19 protein-coding genes and 1 pseudogene are annotated in these 22,324 nt (G+C 71.1%); 12 read left to right on the top strand and 8 right to left on the bottom strand.

The window, feature by feature from the left end; translation table 11 throughout:
- The first annotated feature begins 5 nt into the window (after positions 1–5).
- On the top strand, positions 6–1,121 hold the full coding sequence (locus ABZT49_RS19345) for an aldo/keto reductase (protein ID WP_355288099.1): 1,116 nt from the start codon (positions 6–8) through the stop codon (positions 1,119–1,121).
- Between the two features lie 81 nt (positions 1,122–1,202).
- Positions 1,203–1,415, top strand: a complete 213-nt coding sequence (locus ABZT49_RS19340; protein ID WP_355288097.1) for a hypothetical protein — start codon at positions 1,203–1,205, stop codon at positions 1,413–1,415.
- A gap of 9 nt (positions 1,416–1,424) precedes the next feature.
- On the opposite strand, the gene ABZT49_RS19335 is transcribed toward ABZT49_RS19340, so the two are convergent.
- A complete protein-coding gene (locus tag ABZT49_RS19335; protein ID WP_355288095.1) occupies positions 1,425–1,733 on the bottom strand; it encodes a HigA family addiction module antitoxin in 309 nt (102 codons plus the stop codon).
- A gap of 61 nt (positions 1,734–1,794) precedes the next feature.
- On the bottom strand, positions 1,795–3,213 hold the full coding sequence (locus ABZT49_RS19330; protein ID WP_355288093.1) for a pyridoxal-dependent decarboxylase: 1,419 nt from the start codon (positions 3,211–3,213) through the stop codon (positions 1,795–1,797).
- A 385-nt stretch (positions 3,214–3,598) separates the two neighbouring features.
- Here ABZT49_RS19330 and ABZT49_RS19325 point away from each other — a divergent pair, with 385 nt between their 5' ends.
- The 3 genes and pseudogenes from ABZT49_RS19325 to ABZT49_RS19315 all read left to right on the top strand — a co-directional run bounded on the left by ABZT49_RS19325 (position 3,599) and on the right by ABZT49_RS19315 (position 6,886).
- Positions 3,599–3,925 (top strand): hypothetical protein, encoded by a 327-nt coding sequence (locus ABZT49_RS19325; protein ID WP_355288091.1) that lies wholly within the window; start codon positions 3,599–3,601, stop codon positions 3,923–3,925.
- A gap of 648 nt (positions 3,926–4,573) precedes the next feature.
- Complete coding sequence (locus tag ABZT49_RS19320; protein WP_355288089.1) at positions 4,574–4,831, top strand: hypothetical protein; 258 nt, start codon at positions 4,574–4,576, stop codon at positions 4,829–4,831.
- Between the two features lie 75 nt (positions 4,832–4,906).
- Positions 4,907–6,886, top strand: a pseudogene (locus ABZT49_RS19315) (PhoX family protein).
- Between the two features lie 270 nt (positions 6,887–7,156).
- Here ABZT49_RS19315 and ABZT49_RS19310 read toward each other — a convergent pair.
- The 3 genes from ABZT49_RS19310 to ABZT49_RS19300 are packed head-to-tail and all read right to left on the bottom strand — an operon-like array spanning position 7,157 to position 10,981.
- Positions 7,157–9,421 (bottom strand): xanthine dehydrogenase family protein molybdopterin-binding subunit, encoded by a 2,265-nt coding sequence (locus ABZT49_RS19310; protein ID WP_355288087.1) that lies wholly within the window; start codon positions 9,419–9,421, stop codon positions 7,157–7,159.
- Complete coding sequence (locus ABZT49_RS19305; protein WP_355288085.1) at positions 9,414–10,469, bottom strand: xanthine dehydrogenase family protein subunit M; 1,056 nt, start codon at positions 10,467–10,469, stop codon at positions 9,414–9,416. The genes ABZT49_RS19310 and ABZT49_RS19305 overlap by 8 nt, the downstream gene beginning before the upstream one ends.
- Positions 10,466–10,981: a (2Fe-2S)-binding protein gene (locus ABZT49_RS19300; RefSeq protein WP_355288083.1), complete on the bottom strand. Its 516-nt coding sequence runs from the start codon at positions 10,979–10,981 to the stop codon at positions 10,466–10,468. The genes ABZT49_RS19305 and ABZT49_RS19300 overlap by 4 nt, the downstream gene beginning before the upstream one ends.
- Positions 10,982–11,141: 160 nt before the next feature.
- Here ABZT49_RS19300 and ABZT49_RS19295 point away from each other — a divergent pair, with 160 nt between their 5' ends.
- Both ABZT49_RS19295 and ABZT49_RS19290 read left to right on the top strand, forming a co-directional pair.
- Entirely contained in the window at positions 11,142–11,414 is a 273-nt protein-coding gene (locus tag ABZT49_RS19295) for a hypothetical protein (protein WP_407943532.1), read from the top strand.
- 183 nt (positions 11,415–11,597) lie between these two features.
- Complete coding sequence (locus ABZT49_RS19290) at positions 11,598–12,563, top strand: D-2-hydroxyacid dehydrogenase (protein WP_355288081.1); 966 nt, start codon at positions 11,598–11,600, stop codon at positions 12,561–12,563.
- Between the two features lie 310 nt (positions 12,564–12,873).
- Here the strand turns inward: ABZT49_RS19290 and ABZT49_RS19285 are convergent, their stop codons facing one another.
- Positions 12,874–13,326 (bottom strand): TerB family tellurite resistance protein, encoded by a 453-nt coding sequence (locus ABZT49_RS19285; RefSeq protein ID WP_355288079.1) that lies wholly within the window; start codon positions 13,324–13,326, stop codon positions 12,874–12,876.
- A gap of 524 nt (positions 13,327–13,850) precedes the next feature.
- On the opposite strand from ABZT49_RS19285, the gene msuE reads away from it, so the two are divergent.
- The 5 genes from msuE to ssuD all read left to right on the top strand — a co-directional run bounded on the left by msuE (position 13,851) and on the right by ssuD (position 18,451).
- Positions 13,851–14,432, top strand: coding sequence for an FMN reductase (gene msuE / locus ABZT49_RS19280; protein ID WP_355288077.1), 582 nt, complete (start codon positions 13,851–13,853; stop codon positions 14,430–14,432).
- Positions 14,429–15,373, top strand: a complete 945-nt coding sequence (locus ABZT49_RS19275) for an aliphatic sulfonate ABC transporter substrate-binding protein (protein WP_355288076.1) — start codon at positions 14,429–14,431, stop codon at positions 15,371–15,373. The genes msuE and ABZT49_RS19275 overlap by 4 nt, the downstream gene beginning before the upstream one ends.
- Positions 15,374–15,378: 5 nt before the next feature.
- Positions 15,379–16,164, top strand: a complete 786-nt coding sequence (gene ssuC, locus ABZT49_RS19270) for an aliphatic sulfonate ABC transporter permease SsuC (RefSeq protein WP_355288074.1) — start codon at positions 15,379–15,381, stop codon at positions 16,162–16,164.
- A gap of 47 nt (positions 16,165–16,211) precedes the next feature.
- Positions 16,212–17,036, top strand: a complete 825-nt coding sequence (locus ABZT49_RS19265) for an ATP-binding cassette domain-containing protein (RefSeq protein WP_355288072.1) — start codon at positions 16,212–16,214, stop codon at positions 17,034–17,036.
- Between the two features lie 251 nt (positions 17,037–17,287).
- Entirely contained in the window at positions 17,288–18,451 is a 1,164-nt protein-coding gene (gene ssuD / locus ABZT49_RS19260; RefSeq protein WP_355288070.1) for an FMNH2-dependent alkanesulfonate monooxygenase, read from the top strand.
- Between the two features lie 82 nt (positions 18,452–18,533).
- Here ssuD and ABZT49_RS19255 read toward each other — a convergent pair whose 3' ends face one another.
- Together ABZT49_RS19255 and ABZT49_RS19250 are read right to left on the bottom strand one after the other, a co-directional pair.
- Positions 18,534–18,827: a FitA-like ribbon-helix-helix domain-containing protein gene (locus tag ABZT49_RS19255; RefSeq protein WP_355288069.1), complete on the bottom strand. Its 294-nt coding sequence runs from the start codon at positions 18,825–18,827 to the stop codon at positions 18,534–18,536.
- Positions 18,828–18,891: 64 nt separating this feature from the next.
- Positions 18,892–22,110 carry an error-prone DNA polymerase gene (locus ABZT49_RS19250; RefSeq protein ID WP_355288067.1) on the bottom strand — a complete coding sequence of 1,073 codons (3,219 nt, stop codon included), beginning with the start codon at positions 22,108–22,110 and terminating at the stop codon, positions 18,892–18,894.
- Between the last annotated feature and the right edge of the window lie 214 nt (positions 22,111–22,324).

The following is a 22,324-nucleotide window of genomic DNA, read 5'->3' as shown; positions in this document are numbered from 1 at the left end:
ACGCCATGGAACGTCGCAGCTTCCTGCAGGGCGCGGCCCTCGGGGCCGGTCTCGCCGTCACCAGCAATGCGGGGGCGGCCGTGACCAATCCGCCCCCTCCCCTCTCTGGCACCCGGCCGAGCGACCCCGCCGACCTGCCCTTCGTCACCGATCCCGGCGAGCGCCGGGGCGAAATGCTCTACCGGCCCTTCGGCCGGACCGGCGAGAAGATCTCCGTCATCGGCATGGGCGGCTTCCACCTCGGCAAGAGCGTGGTGACCGACGCGGAGGCGACCCGGCTGATCCATGAAGGCGTCGACCGCGGCATCACCTTCATGGACAATTGCTGGGACTACAACGAGGGCCGCTCCGAGGAGCGGATGGGCATCGCCCTCGAGCAGAACGGCTACCGCAACAAGGTCTTCCTGATGTCCAAAATGGACGGGCGGACCAAGCAGGAAGCCATGAAGCAGATCGACCAGTCGCTACGCCGCCTGCGCACCGACCGGATCGACCTCGTCCAGCACCACGAGATCCTGCGCTACGACGATCCCGACCGGGTCTTCGCCGAGGGCGGCGCCATGGAGGCGTTCGTCGAGGCGAAGAAGGCAGGCAAGCTGCGCTATATCGGCTTCACCGGCCACAAGGACCCGCGCATCCACCTGCAGATGCTCGAAGTGGCGGCCGAGCGCGGCTTCCACTTCGATTCGGTGCAGATGCCGATCAACGTGATGGACGCGCATTTCCGCAGCTTCGGCCACCTGGTGCTGCCCTACCTCGTCCAGAACGGCATCGCGGCGCTCGCGATGAAGACCTTCGGCGATGGGGTGATCCTGAAGAGCGATGCGCCGATCAAGCCGATCGAGTACCTGCACTTCTCGCTCAACCTGCAGACGACGGTGGTGATCACCGGCATCCAGAACCAGCGCGACCTCGACCAAGCCTTCGAGGCGGTGAAGACCTTCACGCCGATGGACAAGGCGACGGTGGCTGAACTGCTCAATCGCAGCCGGCCCTACGCGCTTGAGGGCAAGTACGAGCTGTTCAAGACCAGCGCGACCTTCGACGGCACCGCCAAGAACGCCGCCTGGCTCGGCGAGGACGTGCCGGGGGTGAAGAAGCTCGCACCCACCATGGAGTGAGGCGGGCGGGGATTTAAGACACAACCATGAATGCGGCCGGCGCGTTGATCTGACGTCTTCACGCCGGCACGAGGCCGTTCCATGAGCGACACCCTTACGAGCGACACGCCCACCCCGCCCCGCAACCCGTCCGCCGAGTTGCACACGATGAACGAGCGCCTCGCCGCCTGGGCGGCCTGCACGGCCGAGGACAGCCCGGCCCTGATCGAGCGTTTCGAGGAGATGGGCTACGCGGTGCGGGGCAAGTCGCGCGAGGAGGTGGAGGCCGTGCTGCGCTGCCCGCCGACGTCGTGAGCCGGCCGCTCAGGCGGCGATCGGCTCGATGGCGGCCAGCTCGCTCGCCATGTGCACCTCCAGGCTGCGCAGGTCGTGGTCGCGCTGGAGGTTGGCCCAGAATTCGGGAGCGTTGCCGAACAGCCGGCCGAGGCGCAAAGCCATGGCGGGCGTGACGGGCTGGTGCTCCTCGATCAGGTCGTAGAGCGTCTGACGCGAGATCCCGAGCCGGCGGGCGATCTCGGTCTTCGGCAGGTTCACGGCCGGGAGGATGTCCTCGCGCAGGATCTCGCCCGGAGAGGCCGGCGCGAGGCCGGCGAGCAGCGGATTGCCGGTCATCGGTGACGATCCTCGAATGCCCCCGAGAGCATGACGAGCCGATGCCGCAAGGGCAAGCGCCTCACCCCGCCCGCAACCCTGCCGCGATCTCCCGCACCGCGTCCCACGCGATCATCACGTCCTCCCGCGTCGTCGTGGTCTGGCCGACCTGAAAGCGGATGACGAAGCGGTTCTCGTGGCGGGTCTGGGTCAGGTAGGTGCGGCCATCGTCGTTGATGCGCTCGACGAGGCGGGCGTTCAGCGCGTCGAGGTCGCCGGCGCCCTCGGGCGCGTAGCGGAAGGTGAACAGCGACAGGATCGGGTCGGTCGTCAGCTCGAAATCGGGCTCCTGCGCGATCAGCCCGGCGAGTTCCCGCGCCCAGGCGACGTGGGCGCGGATCATGTCCTGCAGGCCCTCGACGCCGTAGTGGCGGATCACGAACCACAGCTTCAGCGCCCGGAAGCGGCGCCCGAGGGGGATCGACCACTCGTTGTAGTCGACGAAGCCGTCCTGGCCGAGCGTCCGCAGGAAGGGCGGGCGGATGCCGAGCGTGTCGGTGAGCGCCTTCGGGTCGCGGATGAAGTGGGCCGAGCAGTCGAAATGGGTGAACAGCCACTTGTGCGGGTTGAACACCAGGCTGTCGGCGTGTTCTGCCCCCCGCATCAGAGCGCGGAATTCGGGGCAGATCATCGCGCTGCCGGCCCAGGCGGCGTCGACGTGGAGGAAGACGTCGTGCCGGCGCGCCACCGCGGCCACCGCCTCGATCGGGTCGCAGGCGCCGATGCTGGTGCCGCCCAGACAGGCGACGATGGCGGCCGGCTTCAAGCCCGCCTCCCGGTCGGCCCGGATCGCCGCGTCGAGGGCGTCCGAATCCATGCCGTGGAGGGACCCTGAGACCGGAATCCGCACCAGGTTGGCGTCGCCGAAGCCGGCGATGCGCACCGCCTTGTCGACCGAGGAATGCACCTGCGCCGAGGCGTAGACCCGCAACACCGGCCCGCCGGCGAGCCCGTTGGCGTTGCCGGTGAAGCCGAGCGCCCGCTCCCGGGCGGTGAGGAGGGCGGCGAGAGTCGCGCCCGAGGCCGAATCCTGGATCACGCCCGAGAAACCCTCGGGCAGGCCGATCATCCGGCGCAGCCAGTCCATCACCCGGGTCTCGAGCTCGGTCGCGGCCGGCGAGGTCTGCCAGAGCATGCACTGCGCCGCGAGCGCCGCGGTGACGAACTCCGCCACCAGGGAGGGCGGGCTGGCATTGGCCGGGAAGTAGGCGAAGAAGCGCGGGTGCTGCCAGTGGGTCATGCCCGGCATCACCACCCGGTCGAGGTCGGAGAAGATCCGCTCCATCGGCTCGCCCGCGGCCGGGGGCTCGGCCGGAAGCTGGCGAAAGATCTCGCCCGGCGTCACCTGCGCCCGGACCGGCCGCTCGCCGACGCCCGCCAGGTAATCCACCGACCAATCGGCGGCCCGGTGCGCCCAGGCCCGAAACGTCTCGTCGTCCATGCCCGTCCTCCCGCCGGCCCGGCATTCCGGTGCCCGGGCGGGTGTTTAGCAGGTTTCGCGGGATGCGCCTCCCCGCCCCCGCCCCCGCCCAGGTCGCGCAATCGAGGCGCGGGAAGCGGCCGGGACGGCACCGGATCCGTCCAGTCGATCCCCGGATCCGGCCCACTTGAGCGCACGGCGACGACGTGCCACGATCAGTCGAGTGGGCGCCATTTACGGTTGTTTAACCAAATTATGGTTGCAATTGCCAATCACGACAGCCTGAGAACGTAAGGTTGCGAGGGATGTGGCGAAAACACCCGTTGGTATCGCGAATCGTCGGAACTCCCTTCGCTGCTTCTTAACCCGCCCTGTTAGTTCATGAGAGGACGACGAGAGGAGCGCGATGTTCGGGCGAGGCACCCAGACGAGACCGGCCGGCACGCTGACCCAGCACCATGTTCGCGTGCAGAGCGGCGGCGAGGGTGCCGACCAAGACGGCTGCCTGATCTATCTCGGCGACCAGCCGGTCTCGCTGCTGGTCCGGCTGCAGCCCGGCACCGCCGCGCCGGAGCACCGCCACAAGTGGCGCGTGGCGGAGACCTACGGGCCCGGCCAGGCGCTCGCCCGCGCCCCGCTCTTCGACACGCCCGACGCGGTGGTCGACTGGATCGCCCGCCGCCTGCCGCGCCCGGCCCCGCCTGCGTGGCTGGACGCGCACCTGCTGCCGTGAGGGGGCGGCGCAGGGCCGATCCAGCCTGAACCACGGTCTAGGACGGTTGAGCAGGAGCCAAGAGCATTTTCCGACCAAGTGACCGCCGGTTGGGCGAAGACAATGCGGCAAAATCAATGATCTAGAGCAGCGCCCGATTGCAACGCGATCGGGCGCTGCTCTAGTCGGGTTCGTCGACCGACTTGCAACCCTCCGTGTCATCCCGGGGCTCGACGAAGTCGAGAACCCGGGATCCATAACCGCTGACGGTCCAGAATAAGGCGGATCGCGTCCCGCCCCGTCCTCCACCGTCAGCGGTTATGGATCCCGGGTTCCGCTGCGCGGCCCCGGGATGACACGGAGGGTTTCACATCAGTCCGCCCGAGTCCGCCCGCGCATGTCGGGGCCGCAGGGTGAGGTCGCGGGAGAGAAGGGCCGACGCCGTAGGGGAGCCATCCTGTCGCGTACCGTGGACGTGCGTGCAATGCAGGCGTTGAAGCGTCGCATCACAACAGCGCCTCAACCGACCCTGCCACCCGGCTCGTCAAGCCGGTGCGCCGGCGCACGCGAGGCTGGACGGTCCGGGCCCATCTCTCTCCCATGCCGCCCGCATCCCCGCCGCGCCCGCGTGAGACGCCGGGATCGAAGGACGGCCGGAGACCCGACGTCATGACCCGCTTCGTCCCCGTGATGGCTGCCGCCCTCGTCGCCCTGCCCGTCCTCGCCCTGTCCGTCCCGGCCCTCGCCAATGGCGGCGACCGCGAGCCCGCCGGCGGCGCCTTCATGAGCAGCTACGTCACCAACCCCTACGCCACCTCCCGCTCGCTCGCCGAGACCCGCCCGCAGGACCAGCCGGTGCCGTGGTACGCGCCCGAGGCGACGGGTTCCGTGCGGGCGCTGCCGGCCCGGCGGCGGACGCATCGCTGAGCGTTGTCATCCGCCCGCCATTGTCCCCAGGGTAAGCGTCCAGTTTGATCCGAGACGGAGCGCCGAGGGGGCCCGATGACACAGCCGTCGCTGAACCGATCGCAGCAGGCCGAAGCCGCCGAGGATGCCGGCTCGAACCCGAGCCCGAACCCGACCCTCGGCGAGGTCGTGGCTCGGCGCTTCGACCGGCGCGAGATCCTGCGCGGCGGCTTGGCGGGAGGTTTGGCGGTTTCGGCGATCTCGGCGACGCTGGCGCCCCGGGCGGTCGCGGCAGCGGTCGCCCCCGAGGCTTTCCCGTTCCGCGAATTGCCGGCCGGCGCCGACGAGCGCCACCACGTGGCCGAGGGCCACGACGCCGAGGTGCTGATCCGCTGGGGCGATCCGGTGCTGCCCGGCGCGCCGGCCTTCGACCCGCACAAGCAGTCGGCCGCCGCGCAAGCGCAGCAATTCGGCTACAACAACGACTTCCTCGGCTTCTTCCCCCTGCCCGGCACGGACGACCCCGCCGGCCACGGCCTCCTCGTCGTCAACCACGAGTACACGAACGAGGAATTGATGTTCCCCGGCCTCGGCCGGCAGGACGGCAAGGTGGCCTTCGCCGGCATGAGCCGCGACCTCGTCGACATCGAGATGGCGGCCCATGGCGGTTCGGTGATCGAGGTGAAGCGCGAGAACGGGCGCTGGCGCGTGGTGGCGGACTCGCCCTACGCCCGCCGCATCACCGCGACGACGCCGATGCGGATCGCCGGCCCCGCCGCCGGCGCGGACCGCCTGCGCACCGGCGCGGACCCGCAAGGAATCCAGGTCCTCGGCATGCTCAACAACTGCGCCGGCGGCGTCACGCCCTGGGGCACGTGGCTGACCTGCGAGGAGAACGTGAACTACTACTTCCAGGGCCGGCTCCCCGAGGGCTCGGGCGAGGCGAGAAACCACAAGCGCCTCGGCCTGCCGGGCAACCTCTACGGCTGGAGCCGTTTCCACGAGCGCTTCGATCTGGGCAAGGAGCCGAACGAGCCGAACCGCTTCGGCTGGGTGGTCGAGATCGATCCGTTCGATCCAGGCAGCGTACCGGTGAAGCGCACCGCCATGGGCCGCTTCAAGCACGAGGGCGCCGCCGGCGCCGTGGCGCGTGATGGCCGCTACGTCGTGTTCCAGGGCGACGACGAGCGCTTCGACTACGTCTACCGCTTCGTCACGCGGGATCCGGTCAACAAAGCCGACAGATCGGCCAACCGCGACATCCTCGACCACGGCACCCTGTCGGTCGCCCGCTTCGACGCCGACGGGCGCGGCACCTGGCTGCCGGTGGTGTTCGGGCAGGGCCCGCTGACGCCGGAGAACGGGTTTCGCGATCAGGCCGACGTGCTGATCGAGACCCGCCGGGCCGCCGACCTCCTCGGCGCCACCAAGATGGACCGGCCGGAGGACGTCGAGGCCAACCCGAAGACCGGCAAGGTCTACGTGATGCTGACCAACAACGTCCGCCGCAAGGCCGACCAGGTCGACGCGGCGAACCCGCGGCCGGACAACCGCTTCGGCCACATCGTCGAACTCTCGCCCGAGGGCGGCGACTTCGCGGCTGACCGCTTCGCCTGGGAGGTGCTGGTGCGCTGCGGCGACCCCTCGGTCGCGGCGGTGGGCGCCACCTTCTCGTCGGCGACGACGAAGGACGGCTGGTTCGGCATGCCGGACAATTGCGCCGTCGACGGCCAGGGCCGGCTCTGGATCTCGACCGACGGCAACTCGCCCTCGAAGACCGGCCGCACCGACGGCATCTGGGCGATGGAGACGCAGGGGCCCGGCCGCGGCACCGCCAAGCACTTCTTCCAGGTGCCGCTGGGGGCCGAGATGTGCGGCCCCTAATTCACCCCCGACGACACGACGTTCTTCGTCGCCGTGCAGCATCCCGGCGAGGCCGACGAGGAGGATCCGAACGCCCAGCCCGCGACCTTCGAGAATCCGGCGACCCGCTGGCCCGACTTCGACCCCGCCCTGCCGCCGCGCCCGGCGGTGGTGGCGATCACGAAGAGGGGTGGGGGGAAGGTGGGGACGTAAGCGGTTCTCCCGACTTGAGAAGTCGCGCCGGCCCGCCCCCCTTTCGCGGGGGAGGGTGGCGAGCGGAGCGAGCCGGAAGAGGGGACGCCGCTTCCGGAGAGGTCACGCGCTCGATGACGGGCGAACCCTGGAGCAGCGTCGCGGTCCCCTCTCCCGCCCGGCTCCGCCGGGCATCCTCTCCCATCCCAAGTCGGGCATGCCCGACTTGGGCACAGGGATGCGGAACTCGGGCAAGCCCGAGTTCCGTGGGGGGAGGGTTCGGCGCAAGCCCTACAGCAGCTTGTCCAGCGTCGCCGGCAGCGTCCGCACCCGCTTGCCCGTGGCGTGCCAGATCGCATTCACGATCGCCCCGGCGCTGCCCGTCACCCCGATCTCGCCCACGCCCTTGATCCCGAGCGGGTTGACGTGCGGGTCCTCCTCCTCGACCAGGATCGCCTCCAGCGAGGGCACGTCGGCGTTCACCGGCACGTGGTACTCGGCGAGGTTGGCGTTCATCGACCGGCCGGTGCGCGGGTCCATCACCGCCTGCTCGTGCAGGGCGAAGGAGACGCCCCAGATCATCCCGCCGTAATACTGGCTGCGCACCAGCCGCGGGTTGATGATCCGCCCGGCCGCGAAGGCGCCGACGAGGCGCGTCGCGCGGATCTGGCCGAGATCGGGATCGACCGTCACCTCGGCGAAGACCGCGCCGTGGGCGTGCATGGCGTAGTGCTCCCGCGCCGCGTCGGGCCCGGCGGCGCCCTTGCCCTCGACGGAATCCCGGCCGGCCCTCTCCAGGATCTCCGTGAAGGCCTCGGACCGGGTCTCGTCGTCGCGCCGCACCAGGCGGCCGCCGCGGGCAATCACCCCGGCATTGCCGGCGCCGTAGAGCGGGGAGCGGGAATCCTGCGTCGCGAGGCCTGCGAGCTGCGCGATGGCGTCGGCCGCCGCGCCCTTGATCGCCGTGCCGGCGGTGGCGGTGTGGGCCGAGCCGCCGGCGATGCCGCCGTTCGGCAGGTCCGAGGAGCCGATGCGGAAGTCGATCGCGTCGATGTCGAGGCCGAGTTCTTCCGCGGCGATCTGGGCGAGCGCCGTCCAGGCCCCCTGCCCCATGTCGATCGCCCCGATCGCGACCGCCGCCTCGCCGCTGGCCCTCAGCGTCGCCCGCGCCTCGGCCTGGAACATCAGGGCCGGGAAGGTCGCGGTGCCGACGCCCCAGCCGACGAGGAGCCCGTTCGCATCGCGCATCTGCCCCGGCGCCAGCGGGCGCCTGCTCCACCCGAAGGCCTCCGCCCCGCGCGCGTAGCACGCCCGCAGGGCCTTGGAGGAGAACGGCTTGCCGGAGGCCGGCTCGGTCTCGGCATAGTTGCGCAGGCGGAACGCCAGCGGGTCCATGCCGCAGGCCTCGGCCATCTCGTCGATGGCGGCCTCCAGAGCCGCGCTGCCCGAGGCCTCGCCGGGCGCGCGCATGAACAGCGGCGTGCCGGTATCGAGCCGCACCGCCCGGTGCCGGGTGGCGAGGGCCGGTGCGGCGTAGAGCGTGTGCGAGACGCCGCCGCTCGGCTCGATGAAGTCGTCGAAGGTGCTGGTCGCGGTCAGCGTGTGGTGGTCGAGGGCGGTGAGGCCGCCATCCTCGCCCGCGCCGAGGCGCAGGGTCTGGCGGGTCGGGGCGCGATGGCCGACCGGGCCGAACATCTGCGGCCGGCTCATGACGAGCTTCACCGGCCGGCCGACGAGGCGGGCCGCCATGATGCCGAGCACCTGCGGGCCCGCCACCATCCCCTTCGAGCCGAAGCCGCCGCCGAGGAACGGGCTGCGGATGTGGATGTCGCCGGGGGAGATGCCGAACAGGCCGGCGATGCGCCCCTGCGCCATCGCCAGCCCCTGCGAGGGCATGTCGAGGTCGAGCCGGTCGCCGTCCCAGGTCGCGACGACGGCGTGCGGCTCCATCGCGTTGTGGTACTGGGCCGGCGTCTCGTAGGTCGCCTCGATCGTCCTCGCGGCGGCGGCCAGGCCCGCCGCGACGTCGCCGGTCTCCAGGTCGGCCGGGTCGCCGACGCCGATCGCCGGCGGGGTGAATTCTTTCGCCGAATCGAGCCCGACCGCCGGCGTCTCGGCCTCGTAGGTGGGGTTGAGCAGCGCGGCGCCCTCGGTCGCGGCCTCCAGGGTCTCGGCGATCACCACCGCGATCGGCTGGTTGGCGTAGCGGACGCGGTCGTCCTGCAGCAGGTCGAGCCGGAAGGTGAAGCCGTCGTGCTTCTCGTCCGGGTGCTGCGCGAGCTGGGGCTTGTTCTGCGGCGTCATCACCGCGACGATTCCGGGATGGCTCTCGGCCGCCGCGACGTCGAGATGGGTGACGCGGCCGCGGGCAATGCGGCTCACCGCCATCACGGCGTAGAGCATCCCGGGCGGGTGTTGGTCGGCGGCGTAGGCGGCCGCGCCCGTCACCTTCAGGATCCCGTCCCGGCGGGTGAGCGGCTGGCCGAGATTCGAGCCGTGGCGAGCCCGGGGAGCGGTCTCGGATATTTTGGTCTCGGACAGGCGGGTCTCAGACATGAGCGGCCTCCGGGGCGGGGGCGAAAGCGGAACCCGGCAGCGCCGGCAGGCGCTCCGGCGTGCCGGACGCGGCGCGGGACAAGGCCCGCACGACGAGGCGGCGGGCGAGCTCGATCTTGAAGGCGTTGTCGCCGGAGGGTTTTGCCCCCGCGAGGGCGGCGTCGGCGGCCGCCCGGAAGGCGGTGTCGTCGGGCGCGCGGCCGGCGAGCAGGCTCTCCGCTGCCTTCGCCCGCCAGGGCTTGAGGGCGACGCCGCCGAGCGCCAGCCGCGCCTCGGCGATGCGGCCGTTATCGAGGCGCAGGCCCACCGCCGCCGAAACCACCGCGAAGGCATAAGAGGTACGGTCGCGGACCTTGAGGTAGCGGCTGTGGCCGGCGAAGGCGGCGGCCTCCGGCGGCAGCACCAGGGCGGTGATCAGCTCGCCGGGTTCGAGCACCGTCTCGCGCTCCGGCGCGTCGCCGGGCAGGCGGTGGAAAACCTCGAGCGGCACGTGGCGCGTCCCGGCCGGACCCGCGATCTCGACGACGGCCTCCAGCGCCACCAGCGGCACGCAGAAATCCGACGGGTGGGTGGCGATGCAGGCCTCGCTCCAGCCGAGGATCGCGTGGAGCCGCGTCTCGCCCCCTCGCGCGTCGCAGCCGGTGCCGGGTGCGCGCTTGTTGCAGGCGCTGGCGGTGTCGGTGAAGTACGGGCAGCGGGTGCGCTGCATCACGTTGCCGGCCGCCGTCGCGGCGTTGCGCAATTGCGCCGAGGCGCCCGACAGCAGCGCCTCCGCCACCGCCGGGTAGGCCCTGGCGAAGGCGGGATCGTGGGCAAGGTCGCTGTTGCGGGCGAGCGCCCCGATCCGCATTGAACCGTTGTCCCGCCGCTCGACCGCCGCGAGGCCGGGCAGGCGGGTGATGTCGACGAGGCGGGTCGGCCGGCTGACGTCGCCCTTCATCAGGTCGAGGAGGTTGGTGCCGGCGGCGAGGTAGGCGGCGCCGGGGACCGACCCCGCGGCGAGCGCGCCGGCGACGTCGGTGGCGCGGACGTACTCGAACGGGATCATGCCGCCTCTCCCTGCCGGGTGGCCGGATGCTGGGTTTTCTGATTCATGGCGCCCTGCGCCTCCAGCACCGCCTCGGTGATGCCTGCATAGGCGCCGCAGCGGCACAGGTTGCCGCTCATCGCCTCGCGCACCCGCTCGGGATCGTTGCCGGCCTGGGCCTCGCGGATCAGCCCGACGGCGCTCATGATCTGGCCCGGGGTGCAGAAGCCGCACTGGAACCCGTCATGGGCGATGAAGGCCTCCTGCACCGGATGCAGGCGGTCGCCTTCGGCCAGTCCCTCGATCGTCAGGATCTCGGCGCCGTCGAGGCTGATCGCGAGCGCGAGGCAGGCATTGATCCGCCGCCCGTCGACCAGCACCGTGCAGGCGCCGCACTGGCCGCGGTCGCAGCCCTTCTTGGCGCCGGTGAGGTGCAGGCCCTCGCGCAGAAGATCGAGCAGGGTGATGCGCGGGTCCGGGATCGGGATCGTGCGCCTCGTGCCGTTCACCGTCAGGACGATGTCGACGCTCATGCGGCTTCCTCCAGGCTAGACGCGCTCCAAGGTAATCCTGTGCACCGCACCGCCCAGGTGCGGCTGCGTGCGGCAGCGCACATGTCGCAGTGAACCTTTCGCCGGACGGATGGTTGACGCTGCGAAACCGCAACGCGGTCCCCCTCGACTGACAGGTACTATGATGAAGACCCGTCTCGCCCTTGCCGCGGCCCTGCTGACCGTCGCCGCCGCCCCCGCCTTTGCCCAGGGCGGCTCGCCCTACAACCGCTCGGGCTCGCAGGCTGGCGGCCCGCTGGCCGGCGCGGAGCGGGCCTACGGTGCCCCGGGCGGCGCCCCGGCCGTCGACAGCACCGGCAGCGTCGTCGTCTACCCGCGCGACGAGCGCGGCGTGCTGATCCGCGAGGTGCCCCCGGGTTACGCCCCGACCGCCCCGTACGTCTACGGCCGCTGATCGAGCCCGAGGATCCCGTCCGCCCCGTTCGGGATCCTCGCTCTCGCGAGCCGGTGAAGCCCGTCCCTGCGCCAAGCGGGGGCGGGCTTTCATGTTGTGAAGCGACGCGCCGGCTTGCCTCGGCCTCGCGCCCGGTGTGAACTCCCGCGGCCCCGCTTCCCCACGTTCGCGAGCCGCCCGCCGATGACCGCACCCGCCCTCGAAGGCCCCATCGTCCTCGCCCACGCCGCCTACCGCCTCGGCGACGCGTACCAGGCGAAGGGCGCGCCGCAGCCCTTCGTCGAGGTGCGCGACCTCGCGACGCTGGAGGAGGCGGTGGCGGGGGCCGAGGTGCTGGTGGTCTCGGGGCTCTGGCGTCATTCCCTGCTGGAGCGGGCGCCCCGCCTGCGCTTCATCCAGTCGGTCAGCGCCGGCACCGACCAGTTCCCGAAGGATCTTCTGCGCGAGCGCGGCATCCGGCTCGCCAGCGCGCAGGGCGGCAACGAGCGCGCCGTGGCCGAGCACGCCCTCGCGCTGATGCTCGGCCTCACCCGCCACCTGCCGGAGGCCCTGCGCAACCAGGCCGCCGCGACCTGGCGGCCGATGATCGCCAATCCGGGCCAACGCGAGCAGGAGCTCGGCGGCAAAACCCTGCTGGTGATCGGCCTGGGGCGCATCGGCACCCGGATCGCCCGGCTGGCGCAAGCCTTCGACATGCGGGTGATCGGCCTGCGCCGGCGCCCGCTTCAGGCCGGCGATCCGGTCGAGGCGGTGGTCTCCCCCGACCGGCTGCACGAGGCGCTCGGTCAGGCCGACGTGGTGGCGCTCGCCTGCCCGCTGACGCCGGAGACCGAGGGGCTGATCGACAAGGCGGCCCTCGCGGCGATGAAGCCCGACGCGCTCCTGATCAACGTTGCCCGCGGCCGCGTGGTCGACCAGGACGCCCTGGCGCGGGCGCTCACCGAGGGTGGCATCGCCGGCGCCGGCCTCGACTGCTTTCACGACGAGCCGCTGCCGCCGGAGGCGCCGTTCTGGCGCATGCCGAACGTGATCGTCACCCCCCACAGCGCCGGCGAGACCAGCCTCTACGAGGGCCGGGTGATCGACCTGCTGATCGAGAATCTGGGGCGGCTGCGGCGGGGGGAGGAGCTGGTGAACCCGGTGGTGTGAGGGGCTCTTCGAGTCGAGCTACCGAATTCAACCCCTCCTCGTCATTCCGGGGCCGCGCAGCGGAGCCCGGAATCCAGACACTCAGGTCGTCGAGGATAAAGCGGAATGCGATCCGCTCTCTTCTGCACCCCCAGCGGTTCTGGATTCCGGGCTCCGCTGCGCGGCCCCGGAATGACGAGGAGGGTGTCAAAGCCGTCAGGACGAGCCGTCGAGCTTCAAAGGGTGAAACCCTCACGCTGTAGAGATCGCCCGCTTCGATGCCCTCCTACGGCCCGTTCCGGGCTGAAGGGCGGAGCGGGCGGCCTCCGCCTCACCGATCCAGCACCGCCCGGTCGTTCTTCGCCACCAGGGCCCGGAAATACGGGTTCAGGTCGTTCTCGGAGAGGCCGAAGGCCTGGGCGAACTGCATGATGAGCTGCTGCTCGCCCGCCTCGGCCTCGCCGTCGGCCATGGCGCTGTCGATCATGTTGAGGATGATGCAGAGCCGCTGCTCGGGGCGCAGGCGGGGCGCGGCGTCGGCCAGGAACTGGGCCGGCTGGGTGGCGCGGGCGTACTTGACGGCGGATTCGAGGCTCTGGCGCGTCGCGTTGCGGCCGAGCACCGACATCAGGTGGCCGATCTCCTCCGGGTCGATCTCGCCGTCGGCGCTCATGCAGTAGATCAGCGAGACCGCGAGGCAGGTCCGCGGCGTGAGGTCGAGCGAGGTCTGCGACTTGAACATGTTGAACATCGTCGGGGGCCCCTGGTAAGGTGATCCGGACATGTGCTGAATCGGCGATCAGCGCAGACGGTCGATTACCGCAACGGTGCGGCGGTGTCGATCATCGGTAGGGCGGTCGAGGGCGAGTATTTTTGTGCTCGCCCGTATTCCATTTGCCGGCTGAGACTCCCATATAGCGGAGCGTTTTGCTTGATTACGTTTGTTGAATGAATTTAATCCCGAATGAATGCTTGAAAATGCGACCTCGCCCGTGAGCCAGGACCGAACCGTCTCGTGCACGTCTCATGGGCGATCACCTCGTGCCGATTGCCGTACCTGAACCGCCGCGGCATCGGCACATCCAGCATATCGCATCGAAATTCTACGATCTTTCTCGCTCCCTACCGGGAGACAGGTCGCATTTTCTCTCATCCGTCATTACAGGAGCAGGATCAACTCCAACTATACGCTCATTTAAAATCTCATTTCATTGACGGATCTCGGCCACGGCCGCATCGTAGTGCCATCGAGCACCGGGGCCGCGACGCTCCGTCCGTGCCCCACCCCGACCACCGGAATCGACATCCATGACGCGACCGCGCCTCGTCGGCTTCTCCGCGAATATTCAGCGGCCCTCGAAGACCCGCACCCTGGTCGAGGCGATCGCCGCCGAGGCGGCCGTGCGGCTGCCGGTCGAGGTGCGGATCTTCGATCTCGTCGATGCCGGTCCCGGCCTCGGGGCCGCGCTCACCCGCGACCAGCTCTCCCTGCCGGCCCGCCGCCTCGTCGAGGCGGTGGAGGAGGCGGACGCCCTCGTGGTCGGCACCCCGGTCTACAAGGGCGCCTATACGGGCCTGTTCAAGCACCTGTTCGACCTCGTGGCGCCGGAGGCCCTGGCCGGCAAGCCGGTGGCGCTCGCCGCCACCGGCGGAGGTCCGCGCCACGCGCTGGTGGTCGAGCACGCCTTGCGCCCGCTCTTCGGCTTCTTCACCGCGCTCACGGTGCCGACCGCCGTCTACGCCTCCGATCCGGATTTTCGCGACGGCGGCCTCGATTCCGCGGCGATCCGCCAGCGCGTCGCCGAGGCCGGCAGCCAGCTCGCCGCCCTCGCCGGCACCCGCGCCACGGCTGCGGCGCCGCTCGCCCGCGTCGCCGGGGGCGCCCGGTGATCGACCGCCGCACCCTGCTGGCCGCGGCGCTCGCCGGCGCCGCCCTGCCGGCCCGCGCCGCTTCCGGTGACACCCTGCGCATCGGCTACCAGAAGAACGGCATCCTGGTCGTCGCCAAGCAGCAGGGCGCGATCGAGGCGAAGCTCAAGCCCCTCGGCGTCGCCGTGACCTGGGTCGAGTTCTCGTTCGGCCCGCCGCTCCTCGAGGCGATCAGCCTCGGCGCCATCGATCTCGGCCCCACCGGCGATGCGCCGCCGATCTTCGCGCAGGCGGCCGGGAGCCCTCTGGTCTACGTGGCGGCGATGGAAGCGGCGGGCTCGGGCGCCGCGATCCTGGTGCAGAAGGATTCTCCGATCCGCAGCCTGGCGGACCTGAAGGGAAAGCGCGTCGCCTTCGCCAAGGCGTCGAGCGCGCACAACCTCACCATCGCGGCCCTGGAGACGGCGGGGCTCACCTACCGCGACATCGAGCCGGTGACCCTGGCGCCGGCCGACGCCGCCGCCGCCTTCGCCCGCGGCAGCGTCGATGCCTGGACGATCTGGGACCCGTACTTCGCCATCGCGGAGATGCAGCCGACGACCCGGGTGCTGACGCTCGCCAACGACATCGCCAAGCCCAACAGCTTCTTCCTCGCCCACCGGGCCTTCGCCGCCGAGCGCGGCCCGGTGCTCGACGCCGCCCTCGACGCGCTCGCCGACGTCGCGGGCTGGTGCGCGGCCAATCGCGGCGAGGTGGCGGCGATCCTCTCCAAGGGCACCGGCGTGCCGCTGCCCGCGACCCGGCGCGCCGTCGACCGCACCGACTACGTCATCGGCCCGATGACCTCTGGGGCGGTGAGCGAGCAGCAGCGCGTCGCCGACCGCTTTCACGCTCTCGGGTTGATCCCGCGCCCGATCCGCATCGCCGACGCGCTCCGCGCGCCCGTCCCGCAGAACGGCTGACACTCATGTCCACCCTCCCCTCCCCCGCCGCGGCGGCGCGGCGCTTCGCCCCCTGGCTCCTGCCGGCCGCGATCCTCTTCGGCTGGCAGGCCGCCGGCTCGGCTGGCCTCGTCTCGACCCGGCTGATGCCGGCTCCCCTCGACGTGGCCGCCGCCGGCTGGCGCCTGGCCGAGACGGGCGAGCTCTGGACCAATCTCGGCGTCAGCTTCCTGCGGGCGGCGAGCGGCTTCATCATCGGCGGCGGCATCGGCTTCGCCTTGGGCCTCGCCAACGGCTTGTCGCGCCTGTCGGACCGGCTCACCGACACCACCGTGCAGATGATCCGCAACATCCCGCACCTGTCGCTGATCCCGCTGGTGATCCTGTGGTTCGGCATCGGCGAGGAGGCGAAGCTCTTCCTGGTCGCTCTCGGCGTGTTCTTCCCGATCTACGCCAACACCCTGCACGGCATCCGCTCGGTCGATCCGCAGCTGGTGGAGATGGGCCGGATCTACGGCATGTCGCGGGCCGAGCTCTTCCGGCGCGTGGTGCTGCCCGGCGCCCTGCCCTCGGTCTTCGTGGGCCTGCGCTACGCACTCGGTATCATGTGGCTGACGCTGATCGTCGCCGAGACGATCTCGGCCTCGTCGGGGCTCGGCTACATGGCGATGCAGGCCCGCGAGTTCATGCTGGTCGACGTCGTGGTGCTGGCGATCCTGATCTACGCGCTCTTGGGCAAGGTCGCCGACCTGCTGACCCGCCAGCTGGAGCGCGCCTGCCTCGCCTGGAACCCGGCCTACCGTTCGGCCTGATCCTCAAGCTCCCGCTTCCAGGATTTTCTGCCCAGGATTTTTCGCCCATGTTCGCCACCACCCTGCGCCGGTTCGAGGGTCTTTCGCCCGCCTCCCCCGCCCGCCTGCGCCGCGAGGCCCTCGACCGGGAGATCGCCCGCGACCGGAAGACGGCCGGCCTCGGCCTCACCCTGCGCGGCCTGTCGAAGAGCTTCGACGGCGGCAAGCCCGTCATCGACGGGCTCGACCTGCACATCCCGGCCGGCCAGTTCGTCGCCGTGGTCGGGCGCTCGGGCTGCGGCAAGTCCACCCTGCTGCGGCTGATCCTCGACCTCGAGACGCCGAGCGCGGGCCGCGTCGCGGTCGAGGGCGGCGAGGCTCCGCGCCGGATCATGTTCCAGGAGCCGCGGCTCCTGCCCTGGGCGCGGGTCCTCGACAATGTCGCGGTGGGTCTTCGCGAGGGCTCGGCGGCGGAGCGGCGCGAGCGCGCGGCGGCAGCGCTGCAGGAGGTCGGGCTCTCCGACAAGGCGGGGCAATGGCCCTCGACCCTCTCGGGCGGTCAGCGCCAGCGGGTGGCGCTCGCCCGCGCCCTCGTCAGCCGCCCGGGGCTCCTCGCCCTCGACGAACCCCTCGGCGCCCTCGACGCGCTCACCCGCATCGACATGCAGGCGATGATCGAGCGGATCTGGCGGGCGCAAGGGTTCACCGCGCTCCTCGTCACCCACGACGTCGCCGAGGCGGTGGCGCTCGCCGACCGCATCCTGGTGGTCGAAGCCGGCCGCATCGCCCTCGACGTGGCGGTGCCGGTGCCCCGCCCGCGCCGGCGCGGCGACTCGGAACTGGCGGCTTTGGAGGGGCGCATTCTGGATCATCTCCTGGATGGGCGGGCTTAAATCGTCCGACGAATCCCCCACCCTCCGCGTCATCCCGGGGCCGCGAAAGCGGAACCCGGGATCCATAACCGCCAACGTGGGAGAAAGAGGCGGATCGCGTTCCGCCTCATCCTGAACTGTCAGCGTTTATGGATCCCGGGTTCTCGCCTCCGGCGAGCCCCGGGATGACGCGGAGAGTTCTGAATGTCGGTGTCCTCTCGTCTGCTCTAGCAGGCAGACCGGCGCCTCAAAACCTCTCCACGGAGTCCCCCATGACCGGCCAGACCGACGTCCTCTGGTTCCTGCCCACCCACGGCGACGGCCGCTACCTCGGCGCGCAGGAAGGAGCCCGGGCCGTCACCCTGCCCTACCTGCGCCAGATCGCCCAGGCCGCCGACGAGCTCGGCTATTTCGGCGTGCTCTTGCCGACCGGGCGCTCCTGCGAGGATTCCTGGGTCGTCGCCTCGGCGCTCGCGCCGCTGACCAAGCGCCTGCGCTTCCTGGTGGCGGTGCGCCCGGGCCTGCAATTGCCTGCCACCGCCGCCCGCATGGCCGCGACCCTCGATCGGATCTCGGACGGGCGGCTCCTGATCAACGTGGTCACGGGCGGCGATCCGGTGGAGCTGCGCGGCGACGGCGTGTTCCTCGCCCATGACGAGCGCTACGCGGTGACCGACGAGTTCCTGCGGGTCTGGCGCGGGCTCCTCTCCGGCGAGACCGTGACCTATGAGGGCGAGCACCTGCGGCTGGAGGACGGGCGGCTGATCTTCCCGCCAGTGCAAAAACCCTACCCGCCGCTCTATTTCGGCGGCTCGTCGCCGGCCGGCATCGAGGTCGCGGCCGAGCATTGCGACGTCTACCTGACCTGGGGCGAGCCCCCGGCCGGCGTGGCGGAAAAAATCGCGCGGGCCCGCGAGGCGGCGGAGAAGCGCGGAAAAACCTTCTCCTACGGCATCCGCCTGCACGTCATCGTGCGCGAGACCGAATCGGCGGCCTGGGAGGCAGCCGAGTCGCTGATCTCGCGCCTCGACGACGCCACCATCGCCAAGGCGCAGGCGACCCTGGCGCGCCAGGATTCCGTCGGCCAGAGCCGGATGATGCAGCTCCACGGCGGCCGGCGCGACAAGCTCGTGGTCTCGCCGAACCTCTGGGCCGGCGTCGGCCTGGTGCGCGGCGGCGCCGGCACCGCCCTCGTCGGCTCCCCCGACCAGGTCGCCGACCGGATGAAGGAATACATCGACCTCGGCATCGACCGCTTCATCCTCTCGGGCTACCCGCACCTGGAGGAGGCCTACCGCTTCGCCGAGCTGGTCTTCCCCAAGCTGCCCCTGCGCAGCACCACCGGGACGGGCGCGACGGGGGCCCGCAACGACGGCCCGTTCGGCGAGGTGATCGCCAACGACATCGTGCCGGCGCGGGGGGTGGCGGCGCATTGAGGGGATAAATTGCCCCTCTCCCTTTCCCGGATCTCCTTCCGCTCTCGCTTCAGTCGTCCGGGAAAGGACGTAGGGACTTTCTTCATCGTGCAAGCTCCCGAAGCGCGTTGTAGCGGCGCTTCATGATCTCGTACGCCCTGTCCCTCTGCTGTTCGATCGCCACCGGCGGATGCAGCTCAAGCTCGACCCCATCGAGCGGAGCGAAGCGGTGGCCGATCGCCTCCGCCAGATTGCGCATCTCGCGCGGGGATGGTCCGACCATCTCGGTGAGGATCGCGTGCGCCTCCGCCTCAATGGATCGGCCGTTACGTGCGGCGCGCACGCGCAACAACTCTTCGACTTGGCTATCGAGATTGCGGATCGTGAGCGTGGCCATGGACGATTCGCGTAAGGGTAGTTCGGCAATGTAGCGCGAATATCCATGATCGGGCAGAGCCCCCTCACCGGAAATCCCGGCTCCCCACCCGCAGCGGCCGCGCCACGCCCCGCGGATCCGCACTCCCGCGCCGCGCCTCGTCCCCCCGCCCGCCATCGACCGCGAGCGTCCCGGCCGCTTCCTCCGCCACCCGGCCCAGGAGGTCCGAGCGGTCGATCAGGTGCTCGGCGACGAGGTGGATCACCTCGCCCTCGCGCTGCACCCGGCCGCGGGCGGCCATCAGGCCGGCCTGGAGGATCAGGCTGCGCTGGCGGGTGAACAGGGCCGGCCAGACCACCAGGTTGGCGACCTCGGTCTCGTCTTCCAGCGTGATGAACATCACGCCCTTGGCCGAGCCCGGCTTCTGGCGCACCAGCACCAGCCCGGCCACCGTCACCCGGGCGCCGTCGCGCAGGCGGCGCAAGGTGGCGCAGGTCGAGACCCCGTCGCGGGACAACGTCGCCCGCAGGAAGGCGAGCGGGTGGCGGCCGAGGCTCAAGCCCGACGCCCGGTAATCCGCCACCACGGCCGCCCCCTCCCCGAGCGGTGCAAGCTGCACCGGCGGCTCGGCGAGTTCGGGGGACGGCATCGCCTCGCGCCGGTCGGCCGCCGCGAAGAGCGGCAAGGGCGCCGGCGCGAGGCCGCGGATCGCCCACAGGGCCTCGCGCCGCTCCACCCCGAGACACGCGAAGGCGTCGGCGGCGGCGAGGCTGCGCAGGCCTTTGAGCGAGAGCCCGGCCCGGCGCCACAGGTCCTCGACCGAGCGAAAGAGATCGGCCTCCCGCACCGTGGCGATCCGGGCGCCGTCCTGGTTGCCCAAGCCGCGCACCAGCCGCAGGCCGAGGCGCAAAGCGAGGCGCCCGTCGCCGATCGGCTCCAGGGTGCAGTCCCAGCGCGAGGCGTTGATGCTGATCGGCCGCACCTCGATCCCGTGGGCGCAGGCATCGCGCACGATCTGGGCCGGGGCGTAGAAGCCCATCGGCTGGGCGTTGAGGAGGGCGCAAGCGAAAACCTCGGGGTGGCGGCATTTCAGCCAGGACGAGGCGTAGGCGATGAGGGCGAAGGAGGCGGCGTGGCTCTCCGGGAAACCGTAGGAGCCGAAGCCTTCGAGCTGGCGGTAGGTGCGGGCGGCGAAATCCGGATCGTAGCCGTTGGCGATCATGCCCTGGACGAGCTTGTCCTCGTAGAGGTTGATCGTGCCGTCGCCCTTGAAGGTGCCCATGGCGCGGCGCAGGCCGTCGGCCTCCTCGGCGGTGAAGCCGGCAGCGACGATCGCGACCTGCATCGCCTGCTCCTGGAACAGCGGCACGCCGAGGGTGCGCCCGAGCACGGTCTCCAGTTCCCTGGTTGGATAGGTGACGGGATCGAGCCCGCGGCGCCGGCGCAGGTAGGGGTGGACCATGTCGCCCTGGATCGGGCCCGGCCGCACGATCGCGACCTCGATCGTCAGGTCGTAGAGGTTCTCGGGTTTCATCCGCGGCAGCATCGCCATCTGCGCCCGGCTCTCGATCTGGAAGACCCCGATCGTGTCGGCGCGCCGGATCATCGCGTAGGTCGGCTCGTCGTTCGGCGGGATGTCGGCGATCTCCCGCGGCGGGTCGGTCTCGGGCCTGTGCTCGGCGAGGAGCGCGAAGGCCCGGCGCAGGCAGCCGAGCATGCCGAGGCCGAGCACGTCGACCTTCATGAAGCGCAAGGCTTCGATGTCGTCCTTGTCCCACTCGATGATCTGGCGGTTCTCCATCCGGGCCGGCACCACCGGGCAGAGCAGGTCGAGCCGGTCGAGGGTCAGGACGAAGCCGCCGGGATGCTGGCCGAAATGGCGCGGCGTGCCGATCAGCGCCCGGGCGATCTCCAAAGTGAGCCGCAAGGGGCGCGCGGAGAGGTCGAGGCCGAGCGCCGTCGCCTCACGCTCGCCGACCCCCTCGCGCGACCAGCCCCAGACCAGGCGGGCGAGCGCCCCGGTGACGTCCTCCGGCACGCCCAGCACCTTGCCGACTTCCCGCACCGCGCCGCGGGCGCCGTAGCGGATCACCGTGGCGGTGAGCGCCGCGCGCTCGCGGCCGTAGGTGGCGTAGATCCACTGGATCACCTCCTCCCGGCGCTCGTGCTCGAAATCGACGTCGATGTCCGGCGGCTCGTCGCGGTTCTCGTTGATGAAGCGGGCGAAGAGCAGCCCCTGCTCCACCGGATCGATGGCGGTGATGCCGAGGCACCAGCAGATCGCCGAGTTCGCCGCCGAGCCGCGGCCCTGGCACAGGATGCCTTGGGCACGCGCGTAGCGGACGATCGCCTCGACGGTGAGGAAGTACGGCGCGTAAGCCTTCTTGGCGACGAGGTCGAGTTCGTCGCCGAGCTGGCGGCGCACCGCCTCCGGCACGCCTCCCGGATAGCGCCGCGCCGCCCCCTCCCAGGTCATCGCCGCGAGGCGCACCTGCGCGGGGCGACCGTCCTCCCCGGCCTCGTCCGGGTAGGTGTAGGTGAGCTCGTCGAGGGAGAAGCGGCAGGATTCGGCGATGGAAGCGGCGCGGACCAGCGCCTCCGGATGGCGGGCGAACAGGCGCGCGGTCTCGTCGGGCTCCTGCAGGTGGCGCCCGGCATGGCGCTCGCGGGCAAAGCCCGCCGCCGCGATGGTGGTCTTCAGGCGGATGCAGGTGACCACGTCCTGCATCATCCGCCGCTCGGGGACGTGGTAGAGCACGTCGCCGAGGGCGACCGACGGCACCCGCGCGGCGCGGGCGAGACTCGCGATGCCGTCCAGGCGCAGGTGGTCGTTGACGCCGAAGCGGCGCGACAGGCCGCAGGAGAGGTTTTTTCCGAAGATCGCCTTCAGGCTGCGCAGGCGCTCCGTGAGGACGTCGTCCGGCCGGTCGGCGGGCAGTACCGCCACGAGGCCCCGGCTCCACTCCGCAACGTCCGCGGTTGTCAGGTGGCAACCGCCGTGGGGCGCCCGCTCGCGCGAGCGGCCGATGGTGAGGAGCCGGCACAGCCGGCCATAGGCCGCCCGGTCGGTCGGATAGACGAGCAGGCTCCAGCCTTCGGCGAGGTCGAGCCGGCAGCCGACGATCAGGCGGCAGCCGGTGGTGCGCGCGGCGGCATGGGCCCGCACCATCCCGGCGAGGCTGTTGCGGTCGGTGACGGCGAGCGCCCGGATGCCGAGGAGGGCGGCAGCGGCAAAAAGCTCCTCCGGCGAGGAGGCGCCGCGCAGGAACGAGTAGTGGGTGGTGACCTGGAGCTCGACGCTCATCGGGAGCCCGGCCGGCTGCTGACGGCAGCATCGTCGGCACCCCTTCTCTCCCACACTACGACCTCATCCTGAGGTGCTGCCGCTCGCGGCAACCTCGAAGGAAGGCTCCAGATGTCTCGGAGATTCCTGGCGGCCTCCTTCGGGGCTGCGCGATCTACGATCGCCCAGCACCTCAGGATGAGGTCGCGGGTGGGATGAAATCCGTCCGCCAGAG

The sequence above is a fragment of the Methylobacterium sp. EM32 genome, from assembly GCF_040593685.1.
Classification (GTDB): Bacteria; Pseudomonadota; Alphaproteobacteria; order Rhizobiales; family Beijerinckiaceae; genus Methylobacterium.
This window is presented reverse-complemented; position numbering and strand designations above follow the sequence as displayed.